The organism is Mesorhizobium sp. 43Arga (genome assembly GCF_053714255.1).
In genome coordinates, this window is sequence record NZ_JBSKBO010000006.1 from 389,204 (window position 1) to 414,612 (window position 25,409).

At 58.5% G+C, this 25,409-nt stretch carries 26 protein-coding genes and 3 pseudogenes; 18 read left to right on the plus strand and 11 right to left on the minus strand.

Translation table 11 applies throughout. The features are described from left to right. Window positions 1–96: 96 nt before the first annotated feature. From ACWGS8_RS22655 to ACWGS8_RS22665, 3 genes and pseudogenes are all read right to left on the minus strand, one after another. A complete protein-coding gene (locus tag ACWGS8_RS22655; RefSeq protein ID WP_454582976.1) occupies window positions 97–906 on the minus strand; it encodes a transglutaminase-like domain-containing protein in 810 nt (269 codons plus the stop codon). A gap of 70 nt (window positions 907–976) precedes the next feature. Beyond that, a complete protein-coding gene (locus ACWGS8_RS22660; RefSeq protein WP_454583047.1) occupies window positions 977–1,876 on the minus strand; it encodes a transglutaminase family protein in 900 nt (299 codons plus the stop codon). A gap of 204 nt (window positions 1,877–2,080) precedes the next feature. Next, window positions 2,081–2,431: pseudogene (locus ACWGS8_RS22665) on the minus strand (CorA family divalent cation transporter); the annotation flags it as partial. 188 nt (window positions 2,432–2,619) lie between these two features. Here ACWGS8_RS22665 and ACWGS8_RS22670 point away from each other — a divergent pair. Then, window positions 2,620–2,976 carry a VOC family protein gene (locus ACWGS8_RS22670; protein ID WP_454582977.1) on the plus strand — a complete coding sequence of 119 codons (357 nt, stop codon included), beginning with the start codon at window positions 2,620–2,622 and terminating at the stop codon, window positions 2,974–2,976. A 17-nt stretch (window positions 2,977–2,993) separates the two neighbouring features. Here ACWGS8_RS22670 and ACWGS8_RS22675 read toward each other — a convergent pair whose 3' ends face one another. Next, a complete protein-coding gene (locus ACWGS8_RS22675) occupies window positions 2,994–3,230 on the minus strand; it encodes a hypothetical protein (RefSeq protein WP_454582978.1) in 237 nt (78 codons plus the stop codon). A gap of 442 nt (window positions 3,231–3,672) precedes the next feature. Between ACWGS8_RS22675 and ACWGS8_RS22680 the strand changes: the two genes are divergently transcribed. The 4 genes from ACWGS8_RS22680 to ACWGS8_RS22695 all read left to right on the plus strand — a co-directional run bounded on the left by ACWGS8_RS22680 (window position 3,673) and on the right by ACWGS8_RS22695 (window position 8,648). Beyond that, the gene (locus ACWGS8_RS22680) at window positions 3,673–4,716 is read left to right on the plus strand and encodes a hypothetical protein (RefSeq protein ID WP_454582979.1); all 1,044 of its coding nucleotides are present in this window, start codon (window positions 3,673–3,675) and stop codon (window positions 4,714–4,716) included. Window positions 4,717–5,247: 531 nt separating this feature from the next. After that, the gene (locus tag ACWGS8_RS22685; RefSeq protein WP_454582980.1) at window positions 5,248–7,938 is read left to right on the plus strand and encodes a PAS domain S-box protein; all 2,691 of its coding nucleotides are present in this window, start codon (window positions 5,248–5,250) and stop codon (window positions 7,936–7,938) included. Window positions 7,939–8,002: 64 nt separating this feature from the next. Next, window positions 8,003–8,413, plus strand: coding sequence for a response regulator (locus ACWGS8_RS22690; RefSeq protein WP_454582981.1), 411 nt, complete (start codon window positions 8,003–8,005; stop codon window positions 8,411–8,413). Between the two features lie 10 nt (window positions 8,414–8,423). Further along, on the plus strand, window positions 8,424–8,648 hold the full coding sequence (locus ACWGS8_RS22695; RefSeq protein ID WP_454582982.1) for a DUF1515 family protein: 225 nt from the start codon (window positions 8,424–8,426) through the stop codon (window positions 8,646–8,648). On the opposite strand, the gene ACWGS8_RS22700 is transcribed toward ACWGS8_RS22695, so the two are convergent. Both ACWGS8_RS22700 and ACWGS8_RS22705 read right to left on the minus strand, forming a co-directional pair. Beyond that, on the minus strand, window positions 8,641–8,943 hold the full coding sequence (locus ACWGS8_RS22700) for a hypothetical protein (protein ID WP_454582983.1): 303 nt from the start codon (window positions 8,941–8,943) through the stop codon (window positions 8,641–8,643). The genes ACWGS8_RS22695 and ACWGS8_RS22700 overlap by 8 nt on opposite strands. Before the next feature lie 181 nt (window positions 8,944–9,124). Then, entirely contained in the window at window positions 9,125–9,343 is a 219-nt protein-coding gene (locus ACWGS8_RS22705; protein ID WP_454582984.1) for an RNA-binding protein, read from the minus strand. Window positions 9,344–9,688: 345 nt separating this feature from the next. Between ACWGS8_RS22705 and ACWGS8_RS22710 the strand changes: the two genes are divergently transcribed. Then, window positions 9,689–10,090: an ArsR/SmtB family transcription factor gene (locus tag ACWGS8_RS22710; protein WP_454582985.1), complete on the plus strand. Its 402-nt coding sequence runs from the start codon at window positions 9,689–9,691 to the stop codon at window positions 10,088–10,090. Window positions 10,091–10,330: 240 nt separating this feature from the next. Here the strand turns inward: ACWGS8_RS22710 and ACWGS8_RS22715 are convergent, their stop codons facing one another. Continuing rightward, complete coding sequence (locus tag ACWGS8_RS22715; RefSeq protein WP_454582986.1) at window positions 10,331–10,525, minus strand: hypothetical protein; 195 nt, start codon at window positions 10,523–10,525, stop codon at window positions 10,331–10,333. A gap of 161 nt (window positions 10,526–10,686) precedes the next feature. On the opposite strand from ACWGS8_RS22715, the pseudogene ACWGS8_RS22720 reads away from it, so the two are divergent. The 5 genes and pseudogenes from ACWGS8_RS22720 to ACWGS8_RS22740 all read left to right on the plus strand — a co-directional run bounded on the left by ACWGS8_RS22720 (window position 10,687) and on the right by ACWGS8_RS22740 (window position 14,927). Continuing rightward, window positions 10,687–11,523 (plus strand): annotated as a pseudogene (locus ACWGS8_RS22720) (ATP-dependent DNA ligase). Between the two features lie 46 nt (window positions 11,524–11,569). Then, a complete protein-coding gene (locus ACWGS8_RS22725; RefSeq protein ID WP_454582987.1) occupies window positions 11,570–11,755 on the plus strand; it encodes a hypothetical protein in 186 nt (61 codons plus the stop codon). Window positions 11,756–12,357: 602 nt separating this feature from the next. Continuing rightward, a complete protein-coding gene (locus ACWGS8_RS22730) occupies window positions 12,358–12,594 on the plus strand; it encodes a DUF768 domain-containing protein (protein WP_454582988.1) in 237 nt (78 codons plus the stop codon). A 304-nt stretch (window positions 12,595–12,898) separates the two neighbouring features. Next, window positions 12,899–13,630, plus strand: coding sequence for a hypothetical protein (locus ACWGS8_RS22735; RefSeq protein WP_454582989.1), 732 nt, complete (start codon window positions 12,899–12,901; stop codon window positions 13,628–13,630). A 664-nt stretch (window positions 13,631–14,294) separates the two neighbouring features. Then, window positions 14,295–14,927: a class I SAM-dependent DNA methyltransferase gene (locus ACWGS8_RS22740; RefSeq protein ID WP_454582990.1), complete on the plus strand. Its 633-nt coding sequence runs from the start codon at window positions 14,295–14,297 to the stop codon at window positions 14,925–14,927. Between the two features lie 961 nt (window positions 14,928–15,888). On the opposite strand, the gene ACWGS8_RS22745 is transcribed toward ACWGS8_RS22740, so the two are convergent. Beyond that, window positions 15,889–16,266, minus strand: coding sequence for a DUF2934 domain-containing protein (locus ACWGS8_RS22745; RefSeq protein ID WP_454582991.1), 378 nt, complete (start codon window positions 16,264–16,266; stop codon window positions 15,889–15,891). 324 nt (window positions 16,267–16,590) lie between these two features. Between ACWGS8_RS22745 and ACWGS8_RS22750 the strand changes: the two genes are divergently transcribed. The 6 genes and pseudogenes from ACWGS8_RS22750 (at window position 16,591) to ACWGS8_RS22775 (ending at window position 21,317) form a co-directional block, all read left to right on the plus strand. Beyond that, window positions 16,591–17,109, plus strand: coding sequence for an ATP-dependent DNA ligase (locus ACWGS8_RS22750; protein WP_454582992.1), 519 nt, complete (start codon window positions 16,591–16,593; stop codon window positions 17,107–17,109). Then, window positions 17,094–17,483: a hypothetical protein gene (locus tag ACWGS8_RS22755; protein WP_454582993.1), complete on the plus strand. Its 390-nt coding sequence runs from the start codon at window positions 17,094–17,096 to the stop codon at window positions 17,481–17,483. The genes ACWGS8_RS22750 and ACWGS8_RS22755 overlap by 16 nt, the downstream gene beginning before the upstream one ends. A gap of 28 nt (window positions 17,484–17,511) precedes the next feature. Continuing rightward, complete coding sequence (locus ACWGS8_RS22760) at window positions 17,512–18,132, plus strand: tetratricopeptide repeat protein (RefSeq protein ID WP_454582994.1); 621 nt, start codon at window positions 17,512–17,514, stop codon at window positions 18,130–18,132. 516 nt (window positions 18,133–18,648) lie between these two features. After that, window positions 18,649–19,266, plus strand: coding sequence for a type IV toxin-antitoxin system AbiEi family antitoxin domain-containing protein (locus ACWGS8_RS22765; RefSeq protein ID WP_454582995.1), 618 nt, complete (start codon window positions 18,649–18,651; stop codon window positions 19,264–19,266). Further along, window positions 19,259–20,143 (plus strand): annotated as a pseudogene (locus ACWGS8_RS22770) (nucleotidyl transferase AbiEii/AbiGii toxin family protein). Before ACWGS8_RS22765 ends, ACWGS8_RS22770 begins: the two are co-directional and overlap by 8 nt. Next, window positions 20,118–21,317: an HlyD family type I secretion periplasmic adaptor subunit gene (locus ACWGS8_RS22775; RefSeq protein ID WP_454582996.1), complete on the plus strand. Its 1,200-nt coding sequence runs from the start codon at window positions 20,118–20,120 to the stop codon at window positions 21,315–21,317. Before ACWGS8_RS22770 ends, ACWGS8_RS22775 begins: the two are co-directional and overlap by 26 nt. A 470-nt stretch (window positions 21,318–21,787) precedes the next feature. Here ACWGS8_RS22775 and ACWGS8_RS22780 read toward each other — a convergent pair whose 3' ends face one another. After that, entirely contained in the window at window positions 21,788–21,964 is a 177-nt protein-coding gene (locus tag ACWGS8_RS22780; RefSeq protein WP_454582997.1) for a hypothetical protein, read from the minus strand. Window positions 21,965–23,675: 1,711 nt separating this feature from the next. Between ACWGS8_RS22780 and ACWGS8_RS22785 the strand changes: the two genes are divergently transcribed. Continuing rightward, a complete protein-coding gene (locus ACWGS8_RS22785; RefSeq protein WP_454582998.1) occupies window positions 23,676–23,855 on the plus strand; it encodes a DUF6894 family protein in 180 nt (59 codons plus the stop codon). Window positions 23,856–24,198: 343 nt separating this feature from the next. On the opposite strand, the gene ACWGS8_RS22790 is transcribed toward ACWGS8_RS22785, so the two are convergent. Then, window positions 24,199–24,561, minus strand: a complete 363-nt coding sequence (locus tag ACWGS8_RS22790) for a nuclear transport factor 2 family protein (protein WP_454582999.1) — start codon at window positions 24,559–24,561, stop codon at window positions 24,199–24,201. 555 nt (window positions 24,562–25,116) lie between these two features. Continuing rightward, window positions 25,117–25,305, minus strand: coding sequence for a DUF3606 domain-containing protein (locus tag ACWGS8_RS22795; RefSeq protein WP_454583000.1), 189 nt, complete (start codon window positions 25,303–25,305; stop codon window positions 25,117–25,119). Between the last annotated feature and the right edge of the window lie 104 nt (window positions 25,306–25,409).

The window sequence follows — 25,409 nt, forward strand, 5'->3', positions numbered from 1 at the left end:
ATCGCGGTTGGGGCGGTCGGGCAGGCAGCACCTTGGCTCAGCTGGCGCAGACTGCTGCAGGCTTCACTAGAATCACATTGCGCTTTTCCAAGATTTCTAAGTCGCGATCTCTTCGGTAATAACTTCGAAGTTTGCCAGTCTCGACGGACCAAAGCTGGTCGAGAGCGCAACGTCAGTCGCGTCGCGGCCTGTGGCCATCAAGATTCTTCCGATGCGAGGGTGGTTGTGCCTTGCGTCGAACGTGAACCAATGACCGCTAAGGTAGGCTTGGAACCAGGCACTGAAATCCATTGGATCCGGAACGGGCGGGACCCCGATATCGCCGAGATAACCGGTACAATAGCGCGCCGGGATGTTCATGCAGCGGCAAAAGGCGATTGCCAGATGCGCGAAGTCGCGACAAACACCGGTTCGATCGGTGAAGCCGCCATGCGCGGTGCGCAGCGCGTCGGCATTTTGATAATTGAAGGCGATGTGATTGTGGACGAAATCGCAGATAGCCTGGACGCGAGACCATCCAGGCTTCGTGTCGCCAAAGGTCGCCCAAGCGAAATCACCCAGTCGATCAGTGTCGCAGTATCGGCTGCCCAGAAGAAACCGCAGCACTTCATCCGGCAGTTCTTTGATATCGTGTTGTACGGCATCGGGCGCGACAATATCGGGTTTGCCACTGTCATAAATTTCAAAGGTGGTCGATATCGTCGTCAGTCCGGCAGGAGCTTCGATCCTCGTGCAGGCGTTGCCGAAACTGTCGATGTAACCCCTGGCTTCGATCGGCCGATCAAATCCAATCACCTGGTCAGTCAGCAGGTCGGCGCGTCGCGATGGGTGGATTTCAAGGACCAGCAACATCGGTGTTGGCTGGGAGCATTCGTAGGTGAGGTTATAACCCGCGCGAATTCGCATCAAAGCTCCGATGATGGTGGTTCAGGAGCGATGCAAACTCGGCTTTGACGAAACGGTTCCCAGAAAAATATCAAAGAGCTGCAACTTTCGTCTGCTCTATTTCCTTGGTCACTTTCACCTCAACGTGCATCCCCAAAAAGCTTGACGCGGGGCCAGAATAGCTACCGGAAAGAGGAATGGCTTGTCGTGGGTGGCGAGCGACTGCCACCCTGATCAGTTCCCTGTTGCCGACAATGCCATTGGTCGGATCGAACTCGACCCAACCCGCTCCTGGCAAATAGACTTGGCACCAGGCATGCGTTGAGCCTCCGCCCCGCACATCCGCACTATCTCGGGTTGGCACATAGACATATCCAGTCACGAAGCGGGCGGCGAAGCCAAGCGACCGAACTGCTTCCATCATGAAGAGCGCAAAGTCACGGCACGTGCCCCGCCTCTGATGGAGCGTGACCAGAGGAGGCTGCGTCCCAGGTTCAGTCCGGCGGGAGTACACAAAGCTTTCGTGGATGGCATAGCACAGCGTCATCAACAGTTTGCCTGTCTCGGTCTGCCGGGCGGCGCCCAAGAACTGGCGCGCCCATTTGCCGATCTCGTCGCCTTCGTCGGGATGCTGGCGTTCGATGGTCTGGCAAAGGTCGACGACTTCGTCAGGCTCGTAGCAAAACGGATAGTTGAGTGCCGCGTCATCGATGCGGAAATCAGGAGCAAGCTGAGGCGTGTGGTCAAGCCGAATGGCAGTTTCGAACTGCAAGGTCTTCGCAGACTCCACGAAGTCGAGCACCGCGACGCAGTTTCCAAAAACGTCGTGAATCCATCGAACTTCTTTTGGCTCTGGAGCGACGACCAGGGCGTGGTCGAGAAGCCTCTGATCGAAGCTGTCGCGAGGTCTGAACATCAACCGGTGTTCGCCAAACCTTACCGGGCGGCTGTACTGGTAGGTGGTCGAATGCTTCACTAAAAAAATGGGCATAGCGTCGAGTACCACGTTCTACATGCGATGGGTTGCGGCACAATTGATTGTGCCTTCGGCCTGGTGTCGACCTTAAAGCGGCAGGTGCGCCATCAAGAACTTCCAATTCGTTACAGAAACAAAACGCCGGACCAGGATACAAGGCACCGAAAACCAGCCGCGCGAAGGCCGACCTTGAGATTAGGATCCTGCGATTGACGACCGCTAGAACCAACCCCGCCATTTCAACCACGCGAGGGGAATAATTGCGCTGAGAAAGATCATCCCCAAACCATAGGGATAGCCGAGGGCCCATTCGTATTCGGGCATGCTCTTAAAATTCATCCCGTAGATGCTCGCCATCAAGGTTGGCGGAATGCCGACGATCGAGACGATGGTGAGGATCTTGAAGATGTCGTTTTGCGCAATGCCGATTAACCCGACCATAGCGTCGAGCAGGAACTGCACCTTGTCGGAGAGATGAACCTCGTAATTGTCGAGCGACGCTACGTCGAGCTTGAGGCCGTCCATTCGTGACGCGAATTTTCCATCGCCCCAGCCTGCGGTAATTCCGCACGCAAACCCGACCATGGCAGAAAAGACGTTGCGATAGTGCCGCGCCATAAGAGCGGACATCGTCATGCCTTCTGATTTGACGGTGACAGTTTCTGTCATGAGCGGAGCCTTCTGCGGGGGAGGAATACCGGTGATCCTGGAACAAAACTTCTCCCTTGCTCATTGAGCGGCGAGAAGGGAGACAGCCAATGCAAATTCAAGCAATTTATGCCGCGCTTGCGACGGCAAACATGGATCGCGCGGAGCAGTTCTACACTCAGCTCTTCGAAAGAAGACCTGACGATCGTCCCATGGATCGTCTGATCCAGTGGCGCGGCGTCGCAGGGGCGAACATTCAGATTTTCCATGACCAGGAGCATGCCGGCTCGGGGAGAATGACAGTTGTGGTGCCGAACATGGACCAAGCCCGCCGGTGGCTCGAAGAAATTGGCGTGAGCATCGCCGGGGAAAAGCAAGGTGACTATGGAAAGATCGCGCAGGTTACAGACCCTGACGGCAACCTTATCACACTTGCAGAGCCACCGTCGCGGCCTTTCCACACCTGATTCGGCCGCCGCGGATTTCAGAACGCCGCTGACGCGGCGATGAAAGCAGCGGCCGCGCTTTGGCCGACAGAGTGACCGGCGCCGGAGACGCCAGCAGTGAAGGGCGCGGCGTTCTGGCCGCCCAGCATGCCGTCTTCGGAGATCTTGTTGCCGGCATCTGCGCCTCCGGATTGCAGCGGACGCTCGAATTCGTCGGCGTCGATTGCTGGCGACGTTCGGGCCGACGCCGGGATGGCCCCGCGAGGACGGCACATAGGCTGGCGCCTTTGCCGACGCATGGCGCGCGAGGTTAGGGCCTGGATGGCTGCCGCGTTGTCATGAGGGCAGCCTGCGCCCTCGTCGACAAGGCATCTTTGAACGGCAGTCCGCGACGCCGAATGCCCAAAGTGCGAACGTTGGACCGGTTGCTATGAATCGATACGCCGGCGCCACGCTGTCTTAGAAGTTACCCAAACCGCTGATAGGCGGATGACGAGCGATCTGCATCACCAGCCGCTGCTGGCAATGCGATATCGGCCTCGATCGAATTGAGAACTGTTCGCCGTGCAACTGACACGCCTTGAGCTTTACAATCGAGTCTGCGAGAGGCCTCTCAGCAAAATCGCTCCAGAGCTCGGAATTTCCGGCACGGTGCTAGCAGCCATATGCAAGCGATATCAGGTTCCCTATCCTGGGTCGGGATTTTGGACGCGTAAATTGCTCGGGCTCCCGGTAGACTTGCCGCCACTGCCGGAGGCATCGGACGAACTGATCGAGCTAACGTCGTCGACCCCGAGGCCTCGACGAAAGAGAACCGCGAAAGAAGGGGCTGCTCGCGGCACGAAGCCGGTGGCGAAACCCAATCGTCCGGCGCGCCATCGGCTGCTCTTCGGCGTTGAGGAGCACATGCGAAAAACACGCGACGTGAAACAGGGCGAGTTCCTCTATCTCGCGCTGGACGAGAAGGGATACCGCGTCCAAATCGCGCCGGCTGCCGACGACCTTGATCGCATCCGCATCAAGGAACAGGAGATGGAGAGCAAGGATCGCAAATACGGGCAATATCACTCCGGGAGCATCTGGGCTCCGGATCGACCGACCGTGCTCTATGTCGGCAGGGTGCCGATCGGGCTCGCCATCACCGAAATGACCGAAAGAGTGACGGTGCGATACTTCAATGGCGAATACCATCGGGAAGACAGCAGGCTCATCCGATCCGCCAAGCCTTGGCAGTTAACGCATTCATGGACAAGAGAGCAGGACGTGCCCTGTGGGTGCTTTCGGGTCATTGCCTACTCGCCGAAGAAGGGCGTCGACTGGTCTGTCACCTGGCAAGAGACTGAGCAAGTAGCGATTGGCGCTCTGATCCCAAAAATCGTGGAAACATTGAGGGCGGCCAAGGGCACTGTTCAGCGCCTTATGGACGCCGAGGATGTGGCGGCGGTGAAGAGGAAGAAAGAAAGAGAGGAGGAGTGGGAGCGCTATCTAAAGCAGGAGGATGCCCGCAAGGTGGCTCAGGCACTAGCGGACAGCCAGAAGCAGCTCGCCGAAATTATTGAAAGGTGGGGCAGGGCGATGACAATAGAGCGTTTTTTCCTGGATGCCCAAGAGCGCTTGAACACCACGGACGACAATGATTGCCGCAAACGCCTGGAGGAGCGTCTGGCTCTCGCGAGAGCAATGATGGAAAGCGTCGATCCGCTGGATTTCATCGAAAGCTGGCGGGCACCGCAGGAGCGGTACCAGGCAAAATTCGACTAGACGAGATATGTGCTGCCTAGACTTGTTCATGGCGGCAACGGGGCTGTCTCCGGACGGTCCGGTTTTGGTGGCAACAACGGAGATAGCTCTGCAACCGACCCCGTTAAGGACGTTCCGAGATCAAATGCGCCTTCGAAAATCGCCATTCCCGCCAGGCAAAATGAGAGACGCCGGGAAAACGCGACGATATGTAGGCCGGCGCCGCAGGAATGCGTCTCGGGCTTGACCGAGGTAGGCAAAATGTGCGGTCAAGAGAAACAACCTGATCGGGCTGCTCGTCGTGGCAAGTCGGCGACGAACAGCTCGAAAATCAAGGCGTTATGTAACTGTCGTGGTTTTCCAGCCCAGAGCCGGCAAACACCTTCCAATATCCAATACCTGCCGCCCGTTGCTAGCCGGCTAGGCTAGAAAGGGATTTCCCGGTTTGGCTAATTCGCGATTCTGTTATCCGAGATTCTGGAATTTTTGCAGCCCGTTGGAACCTTCTGCGAGGTCGGATGTTAAGCTGCGTTTATGGGAATTCAACCTTTCATGGAACAACTAGCCTTATCCTCCGGCATTTCTGTGTCTGGTGACCAGGGCCGTGAAGGGCACCTTGCGACGCTCCACCTCGGCAACGAGCTGGAAGATTTCTTCGAGAATGCAGCCGTCGCTTTCCACCTGGTGGCGAATGACGGAACCATTTTGCGGGCCAATCGAGCCGAACTGGACCTGCTTGGCTATGCCCCCGAAGAATACGTCGGCCGCAACATCCGAGAATTTCACGCTGACCCCGCCGCGATCGAAGACATACTGAGCCGCCTGTCCCGACGGGAACAGCTTAATCATTACGGCGCTCGCCTGCGCGCAAAGGACGGATCCACTCGTTGGGTGGAGATAACATCGAACGTGCGTTCGGCTGGTGGACGGTTCCTCAACACACGCTGCATCACCATCGACGTGACTGAAAAGGTCAAAGCGCAAGAGCTGTTGCGCGAGCAGGAGCAGAGGCTTGCCCTGACCTATGATAGCGCTGGTGTGGGGATAGTGGAAGCTGACGCCGAAGGCCGGCTGCTGCGGGTGAACGGGCATTTGTGCCGTCTCTTGGGGTATACGCAGGAGGAGCTGATTGGTCGACCGGTTTTCGGTTGGACCTACCCTGCCGACGTCGACGCGGATCGCGCGAAATATCGCCAACAGGTCGCCGGTGAGATCAAAAGCTACACGATTGAGAAGCGGTTCGTGCGCAAGGACGGATCGGTTTTCTGGGCTGTCGTGACATCTTCCAGCGTTCTCGACGGGAGCGGGCAGTTTCGCTACGCAGTACGGGTTCAGCACGATGTCTCCGAACGAAAAGAGTTCGAGGCGGCACTCGCCCGAACAGCCGAAGAGCAGGCTGCGCTACATCATCTGACGGAAATGCTCCAGCACGCTCTAACTCGCGAAGACGTCTACGAGGCTGCCCTCGACGCAATTCAGCGCGGGCTGAGATGCCAACGTGCTTCTATTCTGCTGTTGGACGACGGCATCATGAAGTTTGTCGCCTGGCGCGGCCTGTCGGATGCGTATCGGAACGCTGTGGAAGGCCATTCGCCCTGGTCCGCGGCAGACCACGATCCGAAGCCCATTTGCATGCCCGATGTGGAACAGGCCGAACTCCCCAACGCCTTGAGACAGGCAGTCCGAACAGAAGGCATCGGCGCGGTCTGCTTCATTCCGATTACCGAAGGTGGCCGTCTGCTGGGTAAGTTCATGGCCTATTTCGGCGAGCCGCACGATTGCTCGGCGCAGCAGATTGAAGTCGCCCGGACAATCGCACGCCAACTTGGGTTCGGCATCGAGCGAGTCAAGGCACAGAATGCGGCCCAACGATTGGCGGCAATCGTTGAGTCGTCCCACGACGCCATCGTAAGCAAGGATCTCAGAGGCATCGTCTCGACCTGGAACCGCGGCGCCGAGCGCCTCTTCGGGTATACGGCCGCGGAGATGGTCGGTAGGCCCATCACCACTATCATTCCTGAGGATCGGCTGGGCGAGGAGCCGCTGATATTAGGCCGCATACGCACCGGCGAACTCGTGGATCATTTCGAAACGGTTCGCCGCCGCAAAGACGGAACACTAGTGGATATCTCTCTCACAATTTCGCCGGTGCGGGATGCGTCGGGCCATATCGTCGGCGCTTCCAAAATCGCCCGAGACATAACTGACAAAAAAATTGCGGAAGCGAAGATACGAGACAGCGAGCGCCACCTTCAAGACCTGCTCGCCGCCATTCCTGCCGCGATCTACACCACCGATCGGGATGGCAAGATCACCTACTTCAATGAAGCGGCGGTGCAACTGGCTGGCCGCACACCCGTCATTGGCGCCGACGAATGGTGCGTCACATGGAAGCTCTACTGGCCGGATGGGACGCCGCTTCCTCACGACCAATGTCCGATGGCCGTTTCGCTCCGCGAAGGTCGGCCCGTGCGGGGTTACGAAGCAGTGGCCGAGCGGCCGGATGGCACCCGGGTTCCCTTCATTCCCTATCCGACGCCGATGCGGGATGCCGCTGGAAACGTCACCGGCGCCATAAACATGCTGGTCGATGTAAGCGAACGCAAGCAAGCCGAAACCCAGCAACGGATCTTGCTCGATGAGCTCAATCATCGCGTCAAAAACAACATGATGATGCTAAAGTCCCTGCTTTCGATGGCGGCGAGGACCAGCAAGAGTTTGGAGGCTAGGACCGTCCTGGACGAGGCCAGCAAGCGGGTGGCGACGATGGCTGCCGCTCAGCGGGTCCTCTATGACACGCCCGATGCGGTCAACTTCGGCGCCGGGCCTTTCCTGGGAGCTGTTTGCGAAACGGCAAAACAGATGTTCCCGGTGACAGTTCAATTGGTCTGCGAGGCAGATCGGGTTCAACTGCCGAACGACGTCGCGATGCCACTTGCGCTCATCATCAATGAGCTTGTGACCAACGCGGTGAAGTACGGTCTGCCCGCACCTGGGCGCGGAACCATTCGCGTTTCGATTAAACAAGACGGCCGAAGTATTAGCCTTGTGGTCGAGGATGAGGGTCCGGGCTTCGACCTGAATACGATGCGCCCCTCGTCCTCGGGCCTGCGACTTGTCGAAGGATTAGTCAGACAGATCGGCGGAGCCTTTGATGTGAGCCAGCATCCGTCCAAATGCATGGTGACCTTTCGTCTGTTGCCCCAGGAGAGTGGCCTTGCCCCCAAAATCCTCCATACGTGAGCTAGGTCCTGCCGGAGACATCAGTCGGTCATTCAAACCGCAGGTGGTTTTCTCCCGGGATGAAATGGGCGGCGAACAGGCCAAAACCGCTCGGAGCCAGCCGATACTGATCGTCGAGGACGATTATCTGATCGCAATGGACATAGAGGCGGGGCTGCTGGCCGAAGGCTTCTCGCTAGCCGGCCTCGCGACGAGCGCCGATGAGGCGATAAGCATGGCTATCACGACCGAGCCGGCGCTTGCCTTGATGGATATCCGACTGCTTGGTAAACGGGATGGCATCGATGCGGCGCTGGAGTTGTACCGCGAATTGGGCATACGCTGCATCTTCACCACGGCGCATGGCGATCATGATGTGAGGCTTCGAGCCGAGGCCGCCAGACCGCTGGGCTGGGTACAGAAGCCATATTCGATAGCCACGCTAGTCGCAGCCGTTCGAACTGCCTTCCAGGAGCTCGAAGGCGGGGTTGAGTGATGCTTGTTCCGTGACTGATGTCACTGCCACCGAAACGGCCCTCAGCAAGCTCAATGCTGACACGACGAGCGTGAAGGAAGTGACGGCCGAGGGGACGCGCTGGAAGCTCATGGGTCTCGGTGCCTTGGGTGTCACTGGCATGGCAGCGGCTGCGCTGGCGTCCCTAGTGACAGCATATTGGGCTGATATCTGGCGCGCCCTACGAGGCGACCAGCCACAAACCGAAACTAGGTGATCTCATAATAAAAGTCGCAGATCAGATCGGCGACTTTCACAGCTTCGAAGTCCGTCATGTGGGCTGCGTTCTCGACGGCGACGGTCTCCAAATCATCTTGATCGTTCGCCAGAAGGTCCAGCAATTTCGCAAACTTTATTTTGAGTTCGCGGTCGCCGTCGAACTCATCGATCGTGACGTTCAGAATGTTTTTGTTTGCCTCAATCAGCCTCGCTTGAATGCTATCTGTAGAGGCTGCGAGCGCCCGAATCGCAACGAAGAAGTGTTCACGGGCATTGGTATAATTGTCGTCCATTTTGGCACCTCAATGGGTAAAAGCGCTCCCAGGACGCGGGGGGCGAGCCGCGACGTACGCCTTTCATAGGGCGGGTGTCAACAACCCCGCCGCAGCCCATGGGTGCGGCGCTCGATTTCAAGCCGACCAAAGAGCGTTTACGGCGCTCATTGATCCGGTCACCCGGGCGAGCGTTGCGGCTTTACGCTTCGGCCTTCCGGCGCTTTGATAGCGACTGCCACAACTTTGCTTCGTCGGTGAGACCATCCTCGAAGGCCTCCATGATCTCGCGGGCGAGTTGGTCCCTCTGGTCCTTGTCCTTAAGGGCCAGACGACGCTCTTGGCATAGCTGGTTGAATACCTTCTGGAGAATATTCAGGTCTTCAGACGTGAAAAAGCTGATGAATTTTGATAAAGCCATGACGCTCTCCTCCCTCGTATCGGGGCGAAAGCACCTGAGTTGACTTTCAAGCGTCCGTCTGCCTCGGTTGGGTGCGGACGACAGGACAACCTTACACCAGTCGCCGCAGCGTTACCAATCATATGTAGTCGTTGACTGAGATTTGGAGCCCGAATTGTGAATCGGATAGCCGAAAGCCTGGCAACCAACCCCGGCGCCGGTCGTTGACCCTTGCTGGTTGCTCCCAGCCCCACTCCCAGAGTGCCCGCTGCTCTCCCAAAGGACAGCGTGCCTCTTTAGAACTAGCTTGACGATTGAGCCGATCACAGTAACTTTGCGCCACTTCCGGATGATGGAGCAAAAAGCATGGCTTCATATGTCAAACAACGACTGACGGAAATTCGGTCCGAACTAGCTCTTCGCCCAGCGCCGGCCGAGCGCCCCAGCTTCCGGAGCCAGGCAGCGGTCGCCGGTCGGTGGCTCGCCGTCTTGGGTAACAGCAAGCGCTTGTTGACAGTCGCACTTTTGATGGACCGCGAAAGAACGGTGGGTGATCTCGCTTGGCAAATGGATCTCAGCCATTCCGCCATGTGCCAGCATTTGGCCCTGCTGCTCGATCAAGGAATCCTCGAATGCCGCGCCGAGGGCGTTCGCCGTTACTATGCGTGCAAGTCGGAAGAGGCCAAGGCTGTCATCCGGCTGCTGGATGATCTAGCCCGAAGAGGGCAGCTTCCCGAACCATCCCCTGGCATTCTGCAGCGACCGTGAAGTCTATCTCAGGCGTTTCGGAAACGGGATTATGTCCGCACCGCCTTCCGGTTCGAGTGGTTCATGGTTCGGCCTTTCGTGCCACATCACCTGACGGAAATCGCGCATGTCTACCTTCTGGCCACAAGTTGCGCAGCTGTAGAAACGGTCGTGTCCGTTCCCTTTGGCACCGCCGCGCGGCTTGCCGGTGATTGGAGGGCCAAGGTCGGATAGCTTTGTCATCGCGAATGAACTCCTGCACTAGAGACTGAAACTGTATTTGAAGACGTGGCCACGCTGTTCGTCAGTAACGCGGATCCATACAGGCTCACTGGTATGCAAGGTGACTTCGCGTTCGGTTGCTTCCCGAGCGGCCTTCAAGGGTGTGGTGGCATTGACGACATGGGTGGCCGTGACGGCGTCGCCGTCCATTTCCTCGACGTGGTATTTTGGCACTGTCGCTCTCCTAGCGTCCAATTCGATGCGCAACGTGGATTACCCTCGCTTTGTTGCATTCGCGCTCGGATTTCCGGTTTTGGAACTATTTTAGCTCAATCTTATTTAACGGCGGTCTGTCAGAGTTCCGTGCATGACGTTTGAAGTTTGTCGCGCCCTTGATGCCGACCCTGTCGACCAGCCCCCGGAAGGCGATGGCTGGATTCACGAAGTGAAGTTCGACGGTTATCGCTCGCAACTGATCATCGACGAAGACGGGACACGCATCTACACCCGCAAAGGCCATGACTGGACGGTCAAGTATCGCGACCTGGTGCAGGAGGCGAAGACCCTTGGAGCGGAAAGCGCGATCGTCGACGGCGAGATCGGCAAGATCATTGTGCTCAACGAAGCAGGGCTGTCCGACTTCGGCGAGCTGCGCAAGGCGATCACGCGGCGCCAGCACGACCTTTATTTCGTCGCCTTCGACCTTCTGCACCTCAATGGCCACGATTTGCGCGACATGGCGCTTGAGGAGCGGCGCGAGATCCTGGCCAGCATGATCCAGCCTGGCGGCCGGATCCAGTTTAGCAAGCCCCTGCCGGGCGAGGCTAAGGCGATCTTTCACCTACTCGACCGGGGCGGCCTCGAGGGGATGGTATCGAAGCGCCGCGACAGCAAATACTGCAGCGGCCCGTCGACCAACTGGCTGAAGAAATGCTACTCGATCGACGAATACGAGCTCCTCGGTGTCGAGCGCGAGGTGGGCAAACCGGCCTTTGCCTTGATGGCCGACCGGAAGACGGGGCGTTATGTCGGCTCCGCTTTCATCAACTCCAGCCGTGCCATCCGCGAGCGGCTGTGGAAGCGGGTCCAGGAGCATGCCGGGCCGCCGCCGAAGGGCATGAAGCGGCCGGCGACGCAATGGGTAAAGCCCGGCATCATCGGCCGCGTGAAGCACTTACGCGGCGAGGAAGACCTACGCCCACGCTTCATTGCAGGATTTCAGAGAGGAATGAGCAAGCGAGGTAGCGATTTTCTCTTCACGATTGGATATCGGACCATTTGTCCGACGATCCGATCACTGACCACGTTCTGTTGATCATTGAAATGGCTGTAGATGCGAAGCTGGCGGCTGAAGCCCAAGGCATTCCAGGCCAAGAGATCGATGAAGAAATTGGCGCGGTTTTCGAAGCCATCATGCGGGGTCTGCGCCGAAGACTGCCTACCTCTGCGTTGAGTACGTCATAGCTGCTTTCAGAAGCTGGCGGCCTATCGCGCCCGATTTTGGCATCATCTTGACGTCAGCGCCGCCGCCTTAGCGCGCGTTTGCCCGTGCCGGTGTCCTACGTTTCGTTCATTTGGATGCTTCGAAAAAATCCTAGGAAGCCCATAACCGGCTGGAGCCGGCGGGATGCAGTGGACCCCCACTCGTCTCGCCGGCTAGGCTCGGCGTCCCGCACCACCATGCCCGGGCGCCGAGCCGCCGCATGGCTGCAGCGCAGATGGGGAGGACGTCGAAGTGGAAGCGGCTCCGCCTGACGCCAAGGTGCGTCAACAACAAAAGATGGTTTGCCGAGTTATCTTTTTTCGGAACAGGGCGTTAGCGCAGGCATTTCCTACTCACATTTCCTACTCAGAGGAGTCGATAGGATTAATGCGGCGTAGCGTCGACAAGGAAAGGATTGCGAGGGCAGACCGAGTGGCCCGCCTGCTGATCGATGCTGAGCGTGAGGCGAGAGATAGCAAGACACTTCGGCTGCGAGAACTGCGGCTGAAGATGGAAGCCGAATTGCTAAGGCCACCGCCGAAAGCCAGGCCTCGGACCAAGCCCGCACCGAGGAAAACGGCTCGTGTCATCGAAGTCGAATGACATTCGTGGCATCAACTTTCTGGACCATTGGATTGCAAAAAACGTTCCTGAGACGGCGAAGGCCGATGTCATCTCGGTCGACGAACTCACCCACAAGCTCATCGCCGACGCCAAGGTGCTCGGCATCAAGCGCGGCGAGATCGACGAAGAGGTCGACAGCCTTTACCGCACGATCCTCGATGCCATCGTGCATTTCGACCCGGGTTTGCCGGAGTAAGGTCGCTTGAGTTTCGCGTAAAACGGACACGTGCGTCACCGTGTGAACTTTCCCGCCCATGCGAGCCCGCTCTTTAGAGTGTGGTCCAGGGTCAGCCCACCTGTATCAGCTGAGACAATCCGGGCGGCCGTGAGGGGGGTCGAGACGCATTTTAATAAATATTCTGGATGGCGCTTAGTTGCGGCTTAGCCATACCGACGAAAGATAACCTTTGTTAAGAAACTCAAAGCATTAGCGGTGCGTAATTTAGCTGCAGCCAAAATTGTTTGACTGCCTCAGCGCAACTACAACAAGGGAGAGTGTTATGGCCTTCACCATCAGAACTTTCACCAGAATGTTGGCAGGAAGTGCAGTGGCTTTCATGTTGTCTATGCCGACGAACGCAGCCGGGATCGGAGTCGGAGCTGGCGCTTCGGTTGGCGGGTCCGGCGGCGTTAATGCCGGTGTTGGCGCGTCTGTCGGCGGCGGTGGCGGCATCAATGCTGGGCTCGGCGCTTCCGTGGGCGGCTCGAATGGCGTTAACGGCGGCGCCGGCGCCTCTATTGGCGGTTCAAATGGTGTCACGGCCGGCGCAGGTGCGACGGTCGGCGGTTCCAACGGTGTGACCGCTGGGCTGGGTGCTAACGTCGGCGGTTCCAACGGTGTGACCGCCGGGCTGGGTGCCACCGTCGGCGGTTCCAACGGTGTGACCGCCGGGTTGGGTGCTAACGTCGGTGGTTCCAACCGTGTGACCGCCGGGCTGGGCGCTAACATCGACACGCGCGGCGTAGGCGCAGGCGTGGGCGTCGGCAATGGCATCGGCGCCGGCGTAGGCGTCAGTGGCACGGTGCCCGGCACGCCAGGAACGCTAGGAACGTTAGGCACTCCAGGGACCCCAGAAACGCTGGGCCTGCCCGGTAGCGTTCCTAAGGTCGTCGCCCAGATGTCGGGCGTTCAGCTGACGCGAATGAAGAAACGTTGTGCCGATGTGCTGGGCAACCAGGACAGCTACGATCGTGACCTGCGTCAACTATGCCTGATGATCTCGCATCGTTGACCCGGCTTTAGGGGACAGAATTGTGAACAGGCAGGAGGCCCGATGTGACACTCTCCGGCCTCCAGCCCGTCGGAAAGTCCGCTGCGGAAATGCAGCGGGCTTTTCGCAATTAAGAGGCGCCATGCTTAGCCTATTCGGCAACGTGGCCGATCGACAGCAAGGTCGGCTCAGCCTTCATCAATTCCAGCTGCGCCATCCGCGAGCGGCTATGGAAGCGTGTCCAGCAGCACGGGCCAGCGCCGATGGGCATGAAGCGGCCGGCCACCCAAGTGGGTCAGGCCCGGGATCATCGGCCGTGTGAAGCATTTGCGCGGCGAGGAAGACTTGCGACACGCTTCATTGCAGGATTTTCGGGAGGAATGAATGTGCACGGAGGGGGCGGCCTGAATTGTCTCTGCCTCCGGCATATCGGAGTTCGGCCCCTTCTGTAATTTTTTGTAAGGTTTGCCTCATGCGAACGCATGAAGATCAATCAGGACGAGTGAAATCTATTGGCAAGCCCAGAATGGAGGTTGTTGTGATGGGCGGTTCTCATGGTGATGTGTTGACCGAGCGGTCATTCGAGGAGAGCGCTTATAGCGACTACCGATCGAGCCATCAGACACCAGGCTACGGCACAGATTACACTAAAACCTTCCGTTCCAGCTACTAAGCCGCCTTGTGGTTGCGTATCGAACGCCCCCTGGCGGAAAGTAATCTCAGGCCTCTTGGCGGGCCGGGACGCAGCTGCCTCGACTTCGCCTGCGGCACAGGCCGCGTTACAACTGTTGCCGGCCCATTGTTTGCTGAGGTCGTTGGCGTCGACGTCTCTCAATGCATGCTTGCTTGCGCGCGAGTTCCGGGTAACGTCAAGCTGGTGAAAGCCGATTTGACGGGTGCCCCCCTTTCCAAAAGATTCGACGTGGTTACAGCCTTTCGATTCTTCTTGAACGCTGAAGACCCTCTTAGGCGGGAGGCACTGTCGGCCATTCATGAGCATTTGAACGATGGTGGGTTGCTGGTTTCGAACATCCACATGAATGCAACCTCGCCGGCGGGGCTGGTTTGCCGCTTTCTCAACCGGTTTCAGGGGCGCGTGGTTCGCAGTACGTTGAGCATCCACGCATATCGCCAGATGCTCGCTTCCAACGGATTTGTCGTCGAGCGGGTCATCGGCTATGGTTTCTTGCCACGGCCCGGGTGGCTGCTACCAAGGCTTTGCGAAATATTGGTCAGGCCTGTTGAGACGATATGCAGGAGAGCTGGGGTCCCAGCACGCTTTGCTCAGAATTTCTTAGTGGTCGCCAGAAAGCGATAGTGAAGCAGGCCAAAGCAGATCATCGAGATCGACTGGCGGAACCTAATATGCGGGCGCAGCCTATCGCGGCATGAGTACTCGCGGGATCAACTTCCTGGACCGATGGCTGGCGCGCTTCTGCTGTGAGCTTGCCTGAATGGCGTCGGCCAGACGGTCCCTATTCAGGTCCGCCGCACCTCAGACATAGCTGAGTCTTTCCGTTACGTCATGTAGGGCCGCGCCGGTCGCCTTTGCGTCAGCCAGCCAGCGCGCGACCGACCGCAATGCCAATGCCGATAGCAACACCTGTTGCGAGTTTGCCGCCGAGATCAACGGCAAAGGCGCTGATGACACCTCAGCCAACCCTTGCGGGGCAGCGCGATGGCCCTTGAGAGTCCATCAAAGCCATGATCGTGTTTCGCGGACGTATCCGCCATCGTGTGGAAACCTACGAGGAACAGCCGTTCAGTGAAATGGTGTGGGGCATCGAGGAACCCCTCAGTCGTACTGCGGCTATCGCCGAACCACCGCCACCAACTGGCGCTTCAAGCTAGGCCAGTGCATTGTGCATAACGCATCAAGACCAGGACATGCCGTCGCTTGTGCTCACGAGGTAGACACAAGTCGGGGAGACGAGCTCTACGGAGTTCGGTCCTTCGCAGTGGAAGATCCACGGCCCGATCGCCTTATCTTTGGCGCAGCGCTGCTGGACGTCGCACTAGGCCGCAAGCCGTGTCTGGAGTGCTTACTGAGTGAGACGGCGTTGCGTCCAGGTTGGCGGATACTCCCGGAGATGTGCGGAACTAATGCCCATCGAGGAGCGTTTTTCCTCCAGGCAACTAATGGAGGAAATCAATGCTAAGAGGCGGATTACTGTGGCTCCTCGGAATCCCGATTCCCATCATTATCATTCTGTGGCTTTTGGGGTATTTGCATTAGCCCACCGCACCACAATCGATAGAAGCCCGCTTCGGCGGGCTTTCTATTTGCTGAAATTTTGTTGACCGGTCGCCAAGCTCCGTGCTGCTTCCTCGATCGCCTCACGGTCATTGCCCAACCTATCAATTAGGTCTTGGGCTTGGTCGCCCGTAATGCCGGTACGCATCGCCAACGCTTCTACCGTCATGACGTCGGAACTGGCGGGCTCAGCGCGCCGCAGCTTTCTCGCCTTGGCTGATAGCACCGTGGCTCCAACGGCGCTTGGCTCAGTGAATGCCTGCTCAGTTTCCAGTTGGTCCTCGCGCTCGATTTCTGCCTCAGCCTGGTGCCACTGACGTTCGTCAATGCCGTGAACGCCTCCTTCGCGCTCCCAAATTTCGTATGCCCGTTGCTGAACTCTTTGGTGCCGATCGTCGCCCATGGCGATTCCTCCTTGTTGTGATTCCCGTCAACGCGGAGGGGAGCCGATTGATCCGCGTATGGAATGCATTTGTCGTTGCAGGTGTGCGTGTGGCGCGCGAGGAAGCCGCGGCAGCAGCCGATGCGCTCCAGGCGGCTCGCGAGCAGGTTGGCGAAGAACGGGCCGTGCCCGAACCTGTCAGGGACAGACTGGAGTCGGCTTTGTCGGCAAGGACCAGTGGGCACGTAGGCGACACCAAGGCGGCGCGCGAGGCCGCGGATGGCAGCAATTCGATGGCAGGCCGTGATTGCGCGCTCGCATCCATGGTCGGGAGACGCGCAGGCATTGGCCAGGATCGCCGTTCCAAATGCTGCACAGATTGGCGCCTGGAAGGCGCTTGCCGCAGAGGTGGGCAAGGGCAGGGGTGTTCTTTCCGAACGTTTTGCCGAGTACCAGGGCAATCACGATTTGCTTCCGCGCGGCTTAATGCTCTCCGTGCCTCCGTCGATGTCAGCGACGATGACGTGGCGGCCGCCATTTGGCGCGCCCGCGACGAGGCCTGGGTCAGGTTCGAAGGCTATCGCTCGCAGATGGTCATCGACGAAAAACAGCACGCGCATCTACACCCGCAACGGCCATGACTGGACAGCGAAATATCGCGACCTTGTGAAAGGGGCGGCGAAAAAACTTGGCGTCCAGAGTGCGATCATCGACGGCGAGATCATCGTTCTGGACGAGGCCTGGCTGTCCGACTCTGCCGAGTTGCGAAAGGCGATCACCCGCCGCCAGCATGCCTGTATGTCGTCGCCTTCGACCTGCTGCACCACAACGGCCATGATCTACGCGATATGGCGCTCGAGGTAGCGGGAGTGCGCTACGGCCTTTCCCCATTCGGAAACCCCTCCGATATTTTCTACGGTGTTGCGCGTAGTGACCTGTCTCCGTGCCGCAAGACCAGTGGGCAGCGGGAAAATCTGACCCGAACCCGCGCCGACGCCATTTTTGCCCTGCAGGAGGAAATCACACGCCAGGTCGCGGTGGCCATGCAAGTCAAATTTACCAGCGGGGACTACGCGCGGCTGTGGGATGGTCAGACCCGAAGCCTCGCCGCCTGGGAACGCTGCGTCGTCGCCGACGCGCATCACGAGAGGTGGTCCGAAGCCGACAACCGCCGCGCCCGTGACTTGCTGCAGGAAGCGCTAGAGATCGACCCGGACCGCCAAGGTATTGCTCGTTAAGACCTGGTGGTATGACGCGCGCTACTCCATGCAAGGCGATGATCGTGAGTACGCACTGGCTACGGCGGAACGACTCGCAAAGGAGGTGCTGGCGCGGCGCCCGGACACGGCTAATGCCATAATGTTTTTAGGCGGAGTGGCATGGCTTCGCGACCGACACGACGAGGCGATCACGCTATGCCGCCGCGGCGCCAGCCTCAGCCCCAGCGACGCTTGGACGCTCGGCTTCTTCGGCCTCATGTCGGTCTATTCCGGCGACGTGCGGGAAGGGCTGGTCGCACTCGAGCGCGCCGCGCGACTGTCGCCGCAGACCTTCACCTGGATCGATTATCACATCGCCCATGCCCGGGCATGGCTAGGCGATGACGCCGGCGCGCAGGTCAGCCTGCATAGGTATATATCAGCCAATCCGCAGGACACTTGCGGCTATCTGATGCTGGCCGTCATCCACGGATTCGCCGGACGGACGGAAGACGCGCGCCGCGCCGTCGCGGAAGCTGTCGGGCGAAAGGCGGACATCGACCAGGATCAGGTCCGCCGCGCGAACCGTTACCGCGAGCGCGAACGGTTGGAACGGGTGATCGCGGTGCTGAACGCGGCCGGACTTCCCGCCGGAGCAGGGTTTGGCAAGCCAAGTCCAACAACTTAGCCACTCCGTATTCACCGGAGACCTACTGCTGCCGAATCCCGCCAGGAGACTTCGGCGGTCGACCCCCTAGCTGTTTAGCACCGGCAAATTTCCTGCATCTTGATCATGAAATTCTTTAAGATTTTGTCTGGAGGCTTCCCATTGCGCTCTCCAAATAGTCGTAGAACGGAAGCCATAGCTCGCCTTGGTCGGTGCGCTCGACAATGATCTCCGCAGTGCTATCGAGCGTTCGCTCTACGCGCTGTGCATTCACGGAACGGGGTGGTGGTCGAACGCGCGTTCATGCGGAACGATACGGGAAGCCCTTGGTTTTGGCCATAAAAATCTAATGAAATCAACGTTCTTGCCACATGCTCCGGGGCCTCGAACCCCTGAAGGATTTTTCTCGGCCGGTTCGAATATGAGGCGCCGCATCTGCAAAGAGATCGCACACGAATGCTGATTGGCCTTCCATTATTCTCGAACAATGATACAAATCCTCGGACTATAGAACGTAAGTGCCGAGTTATTGTATCAATGCCCGAATCCGCATCCCAACGCCAAATCGCTCGCGCTCTGCTAGCGGCGCGCGGTATCGCGCGTCTAGTCGAACTGCGCGATGCCGGCGTGACTGCCGCTACCGTGAGCCGCATGGAGCAGGACGGCGAGGTGCTCCGACTTGCGCGAGGCCTTTACCAGCTCTCCGACGCACCGCTCGCTGCCAGCCACAGCCTGGCCGAGGCAGCCAAGCGCGTGCCAAAGGGCGTAGTCTGCCTCGTCTCGGCTCTCGCATTCCACGGCCTGACCGATCAGCTCCCGAAGCATGTCTGGATAGCCATAGGCAGAAAGGATTGGGCCCCGAAACCTGATGGCACATCCATTCGAATCGTGCGCTTCACCGAAAGCCTGCTCAATGAAAGCGTCGAAACGCATATCGTCGAGAGCGTGCCGGTAAAGGTGTTCGGCATTGTCAAAACGATCGCGGATTGCTTCCGGTATCGCAACAAGATTGGTCTATCGGTGGCGATCGAGGGACTTCAGGAGGCGCTGCGCCAGCGCAAGGCCACGGCCGGCGAAATCGCCAGGCAGGCTGAGTTTGGCGGCGTCGCCACCGTAATCCGGCCCTATCTCGAGGCACTGACAGCCAATGGCTAAGGAGATCAAGAACGTCGGTGCTTCGGTGCGAGCGCGCTTGCTGCAGCTATCCAAGGCAAACGGGCAAAGCTTCGACATTGTTCTTACCCGCTTCGCCCTTGAGCGGCTGCTATTCCGGCTCAGTCAGTCACGGCATTCCGACCGCTTCGTGCTCAAGGGAGCAATGCTGATGATGGGCTGGTTCGATGATCCGCACCGCGGCACGCGCGACCTGGATCTCCTGGGGTTCGGGGACCCGCGCCCAGAACCGATGCTGGCGATATTCGAGAGATCCTCGCGCACGACGCCGCCGACGGCGTCGAATTCGACGCCGACGAGCTTCGTGTCGATCGAATTCCTGAAGAGCTGGAATATGGTGGGCTGAGGCTGAGGACGACGGCTTCCATTAGTGGCGCTCGGATCAGCCTGACGATCGACATCGGCTTCGGCGATGCGATGGAGCCCGGCGCGGAGATGCTGGACTATCCATCCATGCTGGATTTTCCCATGCCGCGGCTGCGGGCCTATGTGCGGGAGACCGTCATAGCCGAGAAATTCCAGGCGATGGTGGCGCTTGGGCGAGCGAACAGCCGGATGAAGGACTTCTACGATATCTGGATTCTCAGCCGGTCGTTCACCTTTGGGGGCGACAGGCTACCGCGAGCGATTGCCGCCACTTTCGCGCGGCGCGGAACAGCGATACCTCAAGACGCGCCCGATGCGCTGACACCGGCCTTTGGCGAGGATGCTCAGAAGCAGCGACAATGGCGTGCTTTTGTCGCAGACGTCGCCCACGATCCGGGTGATCTGGGAAACGTCGTCGCAGATCTCGCCGAGTTTCTTGATGCCCCACGCCGCCTCAGCGGCGAAGCTTGACCCGCCCCAAGCTGGCATTTGACGCACGAACCCATCGTCAAGGTGGAGGCAATCGAAAAAGCGTACAGCACTTCGACGGTGGTACCGTGAAGGAGATCCGCGTCAAGGATGGCGACGTCGTCAGGAAGGGCGACATCATGCTGAAGCTGGACGACACCAGGGTTCGGTCCGAGTTCAATCTCTATGCCCAGCAATATGCACTGTTGCGCGCAACCGACGCCAGGATCCGGGCCGAACTGGACGGCCGCGAGGTGGTTGCCTTTCCCAAAGACATTCTCAAAGAGCACGAGGACTATCTCAACGATGCAATAGCAAACCAGATCGCCGATCTGGAAAGCCAGCGTGCCTCGATGGCCGGCGCCAAACAGATCCTCGAGCGGCGCATTGCCGAGCTCGAGGAGCAGATACGGGGCAAGCAGTCTCGGGTCGAATCCTACCAGGCCCAGCTGCAATTGACGATCAACGAGAAGGCCAGCCTGTCGAAGCTGCTCAAGGCTGGATTGACGACCCGCCCGCGCATCCTGGAACTGGAAAGGTCAGCCTCGGATCTGCAGGGCCTGATCGACGACAATCTCGGCACAATCGGCGGCAGTCAGCAGAGCAAGGCCGAGCTCGAGAGCCAAATCGCGCAATTGACCAATGAGCGCCGGGCCAAACTGTCGGCCATGCTGATCGATACGCAATCGAACCTTGCCGACCTCGTGCCCAAGATGTTTGCTGCCCAGGCTGGCGTGGACCGCGCCGAAGTGCGCGCGCCTTACGATGGCCAGGTGATGGATCTCAGTGTCTTCTCGATCGGTGCGATCGTGGCGCCGGGCCAGACCATTCTCGACATCGTGCCGACCGAGAATTCACTGATCGTCCAGGCGCAAGTTCGCGTCAAGGATATATCAAACCTGCGACCCGACATGGCCGCCGAAGTTCGTTTTACATCCTACAAGCAGCGTTCGATACCCATAATTCATGGACGCGTCACCCGCATCTCGGAGGATCGAATCACCGACAGCAAGACCGGGTTTTCTTACTATCTTGCCGACGTGGCGGTCGATCCGGTGGAATTGGCCTCAGCCCCACAGATTGCCCTTTATCCGGGCATGCCGGCGTCAGTCATGATCGTTACCGAGCAACGCACCGCACTCGACTACATTCTGGGGCCGCTGGTTGTGTCGATCCATTCCGCGTTTCGTCAGAAATAACGGCATCGCCAATCGATGGGCAATGCACGGGTTTCGATGTCAGGTCTGTAACGGGCACGCGCGTTGACATGCTGACGATGGGGCGCTGACAGTACTTTTCGAGGCGGCTTGACCGCGCCGTGGAATGCAAGGGTGCAAAATCGCCCGATTGGTCCCGATAGTTGGTGAAACCTCAAAACATTTTTTTCGTTGATTTTCCCTTTAAAAAATCAAAAGCGCAATTTTTTGACGGACTGGGCGTCGGCTTCGGCGCGGCAAGCAAGAAAAAACTCAGCTAGATCAATGGCCTAGCTGGCTGGAAATAATTATGGGTTATTGTTTCAAAGCGGCGCGACAGCAAATACCGCAGCGGCCGTCGACCAACTGGTTGAAGGCAAAATGCTACTCGGTCGAAGAGTTCGATCTGATCGGCGTCGTGCGCGAGCCCGGTAAACCCGCCTTCGCGTTGATGGCCGAGCGTGGCACCGGCGCTATGTCGGCTCTGCTTTCATCAACTCCAGCCGGGCCACCCGCGAGCGACTGTGGAAGCGCGTCCAGGAAATGCCGGCCCGGCGCCAAAGGGCATGAAGCGGCCGGCCACGCAACGGGTCAAGCCGGGCATCATTGGCCGCGTGAAGCACTTGCGCGGCGAGGAGGATCTGAGGCACGCATCGCTCCAAACTTCCGGGAGGACGATTGATGGCCGTCGCCAAGAAAGACCAAGAGCGCGTGACGTACGCATGGATGTATGGCGTACAGGCCCGCAAGGACGACAAAGATCGCGTCGTGCCCGAGTTCTAGAAGGAACATGCCGAGGCCTGGCTGCAGGGATTCGACGGGGTTCCGATTGGTGCAGAGATCAAGCCCGTGGCCGCCACGATGGAAGCGGAAGCCGATGAAGAGGCAGTGGGTGAGCCGCCCGAGCAATAACATTTGAGGTTTTTAGGCAAAAATTTCGGGGAAACTTTCACCGGAGTCACCTGTTTTTGGCGCACCGGTTTAATTCCATTTGCAAGAATTCCTGAATATGTTCCGGGTGGGCCTTCTGGCTGGCCGTGAGCAGACTTAAGTCCAACTTCCCAGTCAAACGCTGGAGGGACGGAACTGTCTGGGAAGTTGGAAATTATACCCAAAAATCCAGGATGGCGAGGTCTACGTGTTCAAACATAACGAATTGCTGATGATCGAGGGCGCCTTGGCGGCGATCCTGCCTGTTGCTTTTGGTCTGCTGATTCTATCGTGGGCTTTGTGATCATGTCGTCCTATCCGGAGCCTTCCGCTGCCACAGCCAGCATGCTGCTTGCAATCGCGCCCCTCTTGGCTTGGTTCGGCCGCGCTTTGGATTTCTTGAACTCCGTGAACCAGGAAACCATTTACGTCCCTGAGGTTCTGCATGCGCTCGATTGTCCCTTGGCCGAGCGGACAAATAAGAGCCTGTCCCTGCCTTCAGCGCAGTGGCGGGATTTTTCTGTGGAACTTCGCCGGTAATTGCATGTTGACGAGCGGCGACGGGCTACTCCGGAAGGTGCCAGTCGCAGGCTACGCGGGTAGCGTGGCCGGAGCCCGTCACTGCTTCGTCAGTGGCGGGCTTTTTATTGCAGACCTGCTATTGAGAGGCTCGGCGATGAGGCCGGGCTCCGAATGTGACTGGCTCTATTCGGAATCGTGCTGGGGCTCTTCATGGCGCGAGTGGCTTTTGGCTCGCCGCCGGACCGGTAGCCGCTGACGCCTTATGGCTAATCTATTTCCGGCGTTGAGCCGGCCGGTCGCTCGCAGGGCTAGTCTTTGTCGCGTTGTTGCCTATTCCGAACGCTCACGGCCTGGACAAACGAACGTGCGGCACCATCACAGCAACGCGAACTCCCGTTGGCATGAAGGATGATCTCTGCCGCCTTTGCGGTAAGACCGAATTTGTTGGCAAATTCAACAACCTCATATGGGTCATCGGCGGGCTTGGAAACGAGGTTTCCTCGGAATCTCTGCATCGCAGCGTACCTATTCGTGTTGGTCGGACCGCAGTCGAATACGCTGACCCTCGGCGTACGCCCTGGCGTAGGACTCTACCTCAAATGTGGTAACGTGGGCCTTCCCCGCCCGTACAACGCGGACGAACCACTCTCCCATGTTTTCGATGATTTCAACGGAATCAGGACCGAGATTCTTGGGGTCTTCAGCCATAGCTTTCATCCGTGTGTTGGGCGAAAGCACCTGAGTTGACTTCCAAGCGTCCGAATGCCGGGGGAGGCGGACGACTTGGACATCGTAGGGCCGTTGTTGAATTGCGGTCTACATCATTTGAGGGTGGCGTGGGTACGTCGCCCCTCCCGGAACATTTCCCAAAAGCAAGTTGCTTATCTCAGAGTTTGTCCGGAGCAGATGATGGCGCTGTTTTTCTTCGATATTCGGGATGGAGGTGACACATTCGAGGACGCGGATGGCATTGAGTGCGCCGCCACCCTCAAAGACGTCGAATTCCACGCGGTTTCCGTTCTACCCGACCTCGCAAAGGGAGATGCTACCGGACAGCCCACGCAGGTCGTTCGTGGTCAAAGTCCGTGACGATACCGGCAAGCAGGTATTTCGGGCCTCATTGACCCTTGCTTCGGCCTGGACAGTCGGTGATGTGCGTGCGGAGCCCCAACCCGGTGAGGATCGATGGAACGCCGCGGTGGACCGCGCGAAGTTGCAAGTAGAATTTCTACGGGCGTGAATTTGCTGAAGACGGCATATCATCCCAGATGGAAGGTCTCGATAGTCTACTTTCAGTAGTGCAATCCGACGTTCATCGCCTTCGGGGCCGCCGTTAGTAGGAGACGTTTACTTGAGCGCGCGCGGGATCAACTTTATCGATCGGTGGATGGCGGAACAATTTGCCAAATGCCACTATCGATTTCAGGCTGGATCAGTCTTGAAGTTTGTAGAGTTTGCTCACGATTTTCCAAGCGCCTTCAATCTTGAGGAACGACAGGTAATTGGTAAATTTCATGGTGCCGAACTCGTCTTCAATCTTCGCCGAGGCCGCATCGTCTGTGATGTCGATTGAAGTGAGCGTCCAGTTTGGGTTGTTGTTAGGCGGCAGGCCGGCGCCAACTACCTCGAGAACATAGGCGTCCACACTTAGCCACTCGACCGAGCCCTGGTAGTTGCCTATCACCGACGCAGAAGGATGGAAGGCAGCGCGCAACCCGTCTGCGTCGGCAGTGGACACGGCCAGGACATAGCCCTCAATGACGGCGACGACCAAGCTATCCTCGGTCTGCGGCATCCGATCCTCCTGTTTCATCTCCCGCTTCAGTATCGCGCAACCGGCATCTGGTGCAAGCCGGCTCCATCGGGATGCTATTTGGTAGACCGTGGCGCTGTGAATTTCAGGATGGTCGTTTCCCGCTCCGGCTCCGGCTCCTGCTCCGGCTCCGGCTCCGGCTCCGGCTCCAGCGGCTCGTGCCCCGGCTCCTCGTGATAGAATACCTGACGGAGATCGCGCTGGTCGACCCGCTGTCCGCAGTTCGGGCAATTGTAGAAGTGGCCGTCTGACCGAATGAGGTCGTCTCGGTTGAGAACGCCGGGGATCGGAGGGCCAAGGTCGGATAGCTTCGTCACTTTGCGAGGTCTTTCACGTCAATTCCCTCAACGCTGAAGTCATGCACCGTCGCCTCAGATTCATCGACAACACGGGGCCAATACGGCTGCTAGGCTCGGCGTGAACGGGCCGACCGGCAATTCTTTCGGCCGCTTGTGTCGCATTTTCCTCCTCCAGGGTGTCCGAAGAGAGAACTTCGTCGAGGTATAACTTATCCACCTGATAGACCGGCATTTGCCCTTACCTGTTTTTAAGTGCCTTCGCTTCCCGCTCCAGCGTCTCCCGGCTGTTGCCGTGCTTGCGAATCAAATCCCTGACCTGTTCTGGCGTAATCCCAGCCTTCTCCGCGAAGTACTGGACCTCATAGTCCTCATCGGCAGAGACCTGGTTACGGTCACGAAAGTCCCGCTTGCTCTTATCGTCGGCCATGCTCGCTTCTCCCGGCTAACGTCGATTGAGCGCAACGTCGCCAGGGCCGATTTGTTTCCGGCGACCATCGTTTTGGGTTTTGGAACTATTTTAGCTAAAACTAA